General features: G+C 56.3%; 7 protein-coding genes. 4 read left to right on the forward strand and 3 right to left on the reverse strand.

The window, feature by feature from the left end; genetic code table 11:
- Positions 1-148: 148 nt before the first annotated feature.
- Positions 149-325 carry an AAA family ATPase gene (locus VEV40_RS07120; RefSeq protein WP_324831172.1) on the forward strand — a complete coding sequence of 59 codons (177 nt, stop codon included), beginning with the start codon at positions 149-151 and terminating at the stop codon, positions 323-325.
- Positions 326-650: 325 nt separating this feature from the next.
- Here the strand turns inward: VEV40_RS07120 and VEV40_RS07125 are convergent, their stop codons facing one another.
- Together VEV40_RS07125 and VEV40_RS07130 are read right to left on the reverse strand one after the other, a co-directional pair.
- On the reverse strand, positions 651-1,025 hold the full coding sequence (locus tag VEV40_RS07125; protein WP_324831173.1) for a carboxypeptidase-like regulatory domain-containing protein: 375 nt from the start codon (positions 1,023-1,025) through the stop codon (positions 651-653).
- On the reverse strand, positions 1,022-1,213 hold the full coding sequence (locus VEV40_RS07130) for a hypothetical protein (RefSeq protein ID WP_324831174.1): 192 nt from the start codon (positions 1,211-1,213) through the stop codon (positions 1,022-1,024). The genes VEV40_RS07125 and VEV40_RS07130 overlap by 4 nt, the downstream gene beginning before the upstream one ends.
- Before the next feature lie 153 nt (positions 1,214-1,366).
- Here VEV40_RS07130 and VEV40_RS07135 point away from each other — a divergent pair, with 153 nt between their 5' ends.
- The 3 genes from VEV40_RS07135 to VEV40_RS07145 all read left to right on the forward strand — a co-directional run bounded on the left by VEV40_RS07135 (position 1,367) and on the right by VEV40_RS07145 (position 4,611).
- A complete protein-coding gene (locus VEV40_RS07135) occupies positions 1,367-2,857 on the forward strand; it encodes a M20/M25/M40 family metallo-hydrolase (protein ID WP_324831175.1) in 1,491 nt (496 codons plus the stop codon).
- A gap of 40 nt (positions 2,858-2,897) precedes the next feature.
- Entirely contained in the window at positions 2,898-3,686 is a 789-nt protein-coding gene (locus tag VEV40_RS07140) for a rhomboid family intramembrane serine protease (protein ID WP_324831176.1), read from the forward strand.
- A 268-nt stretch (positions 3,687-3,954) separates the two neighbouring features.
- Positions 3,955-4,611, forward strand: coding sequence for a hypothetical protein (locus tag VEV40_RS07145; RefSeq protein ID WP_324831177.1), 657 nt, complete (start codon positions 3,955-3,957; stop codon positions 4,609-4,611).
- Positions 4,612-4,641: 30 nt separating this feature from the next.
- Here the strand turns inward: VEV40_RS07145 and aspS are convergent.
- Positions 4,642-6,062, reverse strand: a 1,421-nt coding sequence (gene aspS, locus VEV40_RS07150; protein ID WP_324831178.1) for an aspartate--tRNA ligase, incomplete at its 5' end; no start/stop codon positions are given.

Consider the following 6,062-nt stretch of genomic DNA (forward strand, 5'->3'; position numbering starts at 1 on the left):
GCTGGTGCAGCTGATCGACGCGGATGCGCAGGTCTGGATTTCAGCCGCGAAATAGAGCGGTATCCCATATCTCTGCGAGATATGGGGCACCCGGCTTTGCTCGGACGAGTCGTAGGTATCCGGCTCCAGTTTGCTGAAGAAAAATCACATGAGGAGATTCATCATTACAGGTGCGCCCGGTGCAGGGAAGACAGCGATCATTCGTCAGTTGGAGCTCGACGGGTTTGGCGTAGTCGAGGAAGCGGCTACGGACGTTATCCGCAGCGCAAGCCCAGGAAACGATCCAGCCCTGGACACATCCCTCGTTCATAGATGCAGTCGCTAATCTGCAAAGAGACCGTCAGATTCGAGCGTCCTATCAGCAGGACGAAGTTCAGTTCCACGATCGTTGCGCTGTATGTACCGCGGCGCTGGCAGTCTATCTCGGATACCCGGTCTCCCCGTTTCTTGCCAGAACTGCAGCACATCAAGGAGGAAGCAATCTACCAGAACCGGGTCTTCTTCATTCGCAATCTTGGCTTCGTTACGCCTACCGAAGCGTGTTGACGCCGTCTGCGGTCAGATTGCCCGCCGCGTCGTACATATACCCAGCCTAAAACTGGGTGTGGGGCAGAGCCACACCATAGGCGAAGGCAACCCACGTCAGAGCTTTACCCCTTGATGTGCAGATCGATGACGAGCTGCTTTTTGGAATTGAACGAGCTGAGCGTTCTCTTGTCGCTTTTCTTGCCTTTGTATTCAGCCCAAAGCTGATAGTCAACGTCGGTGGAGAGCTGCCCGAAGCGGTAGCTCCCGTCCTGGGTGGAAATAAAGCTCTTTATGTTGTTCGTTTTCGAGTCCTGCAGATAAACGACTGCGCTGTTTACGGGGTGGTCCTGGGGCCCAAACACTTTGCCTTCCACCGACCGGGTGGTGCCGCTCTGAGCAATGCCGGCCACTGGAACCAGCAGGCAAACTACCAACAACGCCATCATTACGGCCCGCACATAGGCGGACCGGGCGCTGGTCTGCAAATACTGCTTCATTCCTCGTCCTCATCCTTGGGTTCTTCGTCTTCATCCTCATAGTCTTCCTCTACTTTGGAAAGTTCCAGAGGATCGGTGGCTACAATTTCAAATTCTGTCCCGCATTCGTCGCAGACAACCACATCGCCTTCATCGACGTCTTCTTCGTCAAAGTCGAGCGCGCTCTCACATTCAGGGCAAATCGGCATACATTCCTCCAGGTCGAAATGGAGTATTAGGATGATTAGAACAAATTTCAGGATGCAATATCGTTAGTTTTTAACGGGAAGCGGGCTGCGCGTCAAGCGTTTGCGCGGAATTCAATGGCTTCTCATCTGTATCCTCGGTCCGGAGAAAATTTGATGAAAGTCTGCCTTACTCGATTCATGCTTGCTGTAGTTCTAGCGACGGCGGTTTCGGGGCCGCGCGCTCATGCTCTTTCAGACGATACAACACGCGATCTCGTTGCCACCGGATCGCCGATCCGCACTCCTCCGGCCGATCCCGCGATCGTACATGCCTTGCAGCAAATTTCTCCACAACAGATTCAACACACGATCGAGACATTAGTTGGTTTCCATACTCGCAATACGCTCTCCAGTATGACCACAGACCTGCCCGCGGGACAGGGGATCAACGCCGCCGCCGATTGGATCGAGTCGGAATTCAAGCGCTACTCTAACGCCTGCGGCGGCTGCCTTGAAGTGAGACGCGACACCTTCACGGAAAGTCCACAAAGCCGGATTCCACAGCCTACGACCATTACGAACGTCTATGCAATTCTGCGCGGGTCGGACCCGGCGCAGGTCAAGCGCATGTACCTGGTCACAGGGCACTATGATTCCCGCGATACCGACGTCCTGGACACACACGGCTTTGCGCCCGGCGCGAATGATGACGCCTCCGGTGTTGCGGTGAGCCTGGAATGCGCGCGTGTGCTTTCGAAACTCAAGCTTCCGGCCACAATTGTCTTTGTCGCTGTTGCCGGTGAAGAGCAGGTACTGAACGGCAGCCGCCATCTGGCGAAGCTGGCCAAGTCTGAAGGCTGGCAACTGGAAGGAGTGCTGAACAATGACATTGTAGGCGGCAATACGACACCGGGCGATACTTTGCAGAACAAATCGCTGGTGCGGGTTTTCTCCGAGGGTATTCCCAGCGCGGCGACGCCGGAGCAGGCCCGTCTCATAGAGGCCTTGGGATATGAGAGTGATTCGCCCTCGCGGGAACTGGCGCGCTTCGTGATGAGTGTTGGAGAGACCTATCACGGTATTGGCAATGTGCGGAGATCAGGGAAGCAGGGCTATTTTCATCCGGTGCTCGAATTCCGCCGCGACCGCTTTCTGCGTGGGGGCGATCATAGTTCGTTTAATCATGAAGGCTTTCCCGCAGTGCGCTTTACCGAGTGGCGTGAGGACTTCAACCATCAGCACCAGAATGTACGCACGGAAAACGGCGTCGAATACGGTGACCTGTTGAAGTTCGTCGATTTTCAATATGTGGCCCAGGTTGCCGCCCTGAATGCGGCCACACTGGCTATGCTGGCATATGCTCCGCCCGCTCCGGCGAACGTGCGGGTTGTGACGAAGAACCTCGACAACAATACAACGCTGGAATGGGAAGCACCGAACGGGCCACTCACCGAGAGCGGAGTACCTTACGAAATCGTCTGGCGCGAACTAAGCGCGCCTAATTGGCAGTATGCTGTTTCCGCCGACAAACTTGCTGTGCGCGGGAATGGCGCGGCATACAGCGCCACTTTGCCCATTTCCAAAGACAATGTGATTTTCGGAGTGCGCTCGGTAGATTCGCAGGGACATCGCAGTCCAGCGGTCGCGCCGATGCCGGAGCGCTAGGGCACGGCTCTCCGGTTTTTGAGAGAATAAGGGAGCTTGTATGCCACGCACTGCCGGACTTCTCAACTTCCCCGACTTTCGCGGTTTCACGCGAGGGCTGATTCTCTGGAACGTCGGCGCCTATTTTGCGCTCCTCTTGTTCGGGGTGGTGTCTGCGCCGTTTGCCATGGGTGTCAAAGAGTTCGGCGCGCTCATTCCGGCGCTGTTTCTGCACGGATACTTCTGGCAGCTGATTACCTACTGCTTCATCCACATTGGAATTCTGAGCACGGCGCTCGAAATGCTGACCCTCTGGTTTCTGGGCAGCTTTCTGGAAACGAACCACGGTCCACGCTGGCTGGCGGAACTGTACTTCACCAGCGTGATCGGAGCGGGTCTGACCGCCGTTGGGCTTAGCCTGGTGCTCCGTTCCGGTTCAGGTTCAGTCATCTATGGCGCATTTGGCGGTATTTTCGGCCTGCTGGTGGCCTTTGGCGTACTCTACGGCAACATGGAGTTCATGCTCTTTCCGCTGCCCATGACGATGAAGGCAAAGTACCTGACGATCGTCTACATGCTGATTGCGGTGGCCATGGTTTTCTCTGAGAGCCGCGTATACGCCCTATCTCAGCTGGGTGGAGCGCTTGCAGGCTATCTCTATGTCAAAGCGGCGCCTCGGCGCGGTTACGCTTTCGCAACCAGCGAGCGCTATTTTGGTCTGCGCAACAACTACTATCGCTGGAAACGCCGCCGGGCCGCGAAAAAATTCGAAGTGTACATGCGCAAGCAAAACCGTGATGCGCACTTTGATAAGGATGGACGCTATACCGGCTCGGAGAAAGACGAATGACCGGCGATGGATGAACTGACGGAAGCCAGGAGCGGTTAGCTAAAATCCGGTTAGCTGTTGAAGCGGTCAGCGATGAACCGGTCAGTAAGTTCTAGTTGACGCGAATTTCTACTTGCTAACCAGAAACTTTAGCGAACGTCTTTTAGCTGACCCGGACTTTGGCTGGCCGGTTCTTAGCTGACCGTTCCATCACCTGACCGCTTTCGTCTGCATCGTGTATCGTGAGTATTTGCAGCTTTTTTGCGAAATTGAGGTTTGAAAAAGTAGCGTGATTTTGAGAATTCGCCCCTCTTACGCCGTTCTGGCGCTTTTTGCATTTATTTTTGCTTCCGCCACGCTTCAGGCGCAGGTGCAGGCCACCGCTCCGGTAACTACTTTGCCGCAGTATCAGCAGCGGTGGGACTTCTACGGCGGCTATTCCTACTCACACTTCAATCCTGGTCAGGGCCGGGGCGTTCAGGCCATCAATCTGAACGGCTGGAATGGCGACGCAACTGCATGGTTTAAACAGCTCTTTGGGCTGGAGTTCTCCGCACGGGGCTACTACGGCACCATCATCGTGCCTCCGAATGCCTATAGCATCACAAAATCAAATATGTCGGAATATCTTTTCCTGGTCGGACCGAATTTTCGCCTGCTCCGCAGAGAGAATTATGCAGCCGGCCTTCATGGGCTCATTGGCGCGGCGAACGGTTTTTTCGACCAGGGATTCAAGAATTCCGGCATACAGCCGAACCAGGTTGGCATTTATAACAACAAGCTCGCCTTCGGCGCTGCGGTTGGCGGATGGGCGGATTACAATCTCAATCCGAAATGGGCCGTTCGCGTTACCGCTGACTGGCAGCCGACCCACTACGGGTTCTCGACCCAGAACGAGTTCTCGGGTACTGCCGGGGTGGTCTACAAGTTTGGGTATCTGAAGTAGGTCGCTAAGAACCGGTCTATTGACCATTTCCTAGCTTTTCACAATCGTCCTGATATGCAATTCCTTTAGCTGCGCATCGCTCACCGGAGTCGGTGCGTCCACCATCAAGTCGATGGCTTTGGCTGTTTTCGGGAAGGCGATGACCTCGCGCAAGCTTGAAGCGCCAGCCAGAATCATGACGAGACGGTCGAGGCCAAGCGCGATGCCTCCGTGGGGAGGCGTGCCGTATTGCAGCGCTTCAAGGAAGAAGCCAAAGCGCGATTTTGCCTCTTCATCCGACATGCCAAGCGCGCGGAAGATCTGCTGCTGCACGTCCTGCCGGTGAATACGGATCGATCCCGAGCCAAGCTCGAGTCCGTTCATGGCGAGGTCGTAGTAGCGAGCGCGCACAGAAGCCGGATCTGAAACGAGCCTGTCCATGTCCTCTTCATGCGGAGAGGTAAAGGGGTGGTGCGCAGGCATCCACTTGCCCGTCTCCAGGCCGTGCTCGAACATGGGGAAATCCGTTACCCAGATGGGACGGAACGCGGCTGAACCGTCTACGAGTTTGCCTGAGTTGCGGCCTGGGGAAGCGACAACCTGTTCGGTAGTTGCGAACGCGCCGTGCCGGTCGGCATACTTCTTCGCCAGCTCAACGCGGAAGTTGCCGGCGGCTGAGTAGACAGCAATTTCGCGCTCGGAGAGGCGGCCTTCAAATTTCGTATCGCTGGCGGCGATGTGGGTAGCGGCGTCTCCGGCGACAATGATGAGCAGGTCACCTTCCTCTGTCTTGGTCAGCTCGCGCAGCTTCGTGACTACGTTCGGGAAAGACTTTTCCAGGCGCTTGAGGTCGTCAATGTACTTCGCGCCCTTGCGAGTGTCGAAGAGCGGCTTGTTGTCGTCGCGCTCCTTGCGTGAAAGCTCGCCTACCTTAGGGATACGCAGCGCAACCACCGGCAATGCCGGATCGATGGCAAGCGTCGTGAGGTCGCTTTCTGCAAATGCCTGCTTCACATCGGTCAGGCCGGGGAGACGCAGGTCGGGTTTGTCGATGCCGAATTGCCGCATCGCCTCGTCATAAGTGATCTGCGGAAACGGTGTAGGCAGCGAGATGCCGACTGAGGCAAATGACGCAGCCAGAAAGCCTTCTACTATCCTGAAGATCGTTTCCTGCTGCGGAAAGGTCATTTCGAGATCGATTTGCGTGAACTCGGGCTGGCGGTCGGCGCGCAGGTCCTCGTCGCGGAAGCACTTGCAGATCTGCACGTAGCGATCGATGCCCGCGATCATCAGGATCTGCTTGAACAGCTGCGGCGACTGCGGCAGCGCGAAGAACTCGCCCGGGTGCACGCGGCTGGGCACGAGGTAGTCGCGCGCGCCCTCGGGCGTCGACTTCGTCAGGATCGGTGTCTCGATCTCCCAGAAGCCGTTCGCGTCGAAGTAGCGGCGAATCGTCTGCATCAGGCGATGCC

It is taken from the genome of Alloacidobacterium sp. (genome assembly GCF_035631355.1).
Classification (GTDB): domain Bacteria; phylum Acidobacteriota; class Terriglobia; order Terriglobales; family Acidobacteriaceae; genus Alloacidobacterium.

Bases quoted from the DNA above. Each gene is read 5' to 3' on its own strand.
- VEV40_RS07120 (WP_324831172.1), top strand. From the start codon at position 149: ATGAGGAGATTCATCATTACAGGTGCGCCCGGTGCAGGGAAGACAGCG.
- VEV40_RS07125 (WP_324831173.1), bottom strand. From the start codon at position 1,025: ATGAAGCAGTATTTGCAGACCAGCGCCCGGTCCGCCTATGTGCGGGCC.
- VEV40_RS07130 (WP_324831174.1), bottom strand. From the start codon at position 1,213: ATGCCGATTTGCCCTGAATGTGAGAGCGCGCTCGACTTTGACGAAGAA.
- VEV40_RS07135 (WP_324831175.1), top strand. From the start codon at position 1,367: ATGAAAGTCTGCCTTACTCGATTCATGCTTGCTGTAGTTCTAGCGACG.
- VEV40_RS07140 (WP_324831176.1), top strand. From the start codon at position 2,898: ATGCCACGCACTGCCGGACTTCTCAACTTCCCCGACTTTCGCGGTTTC.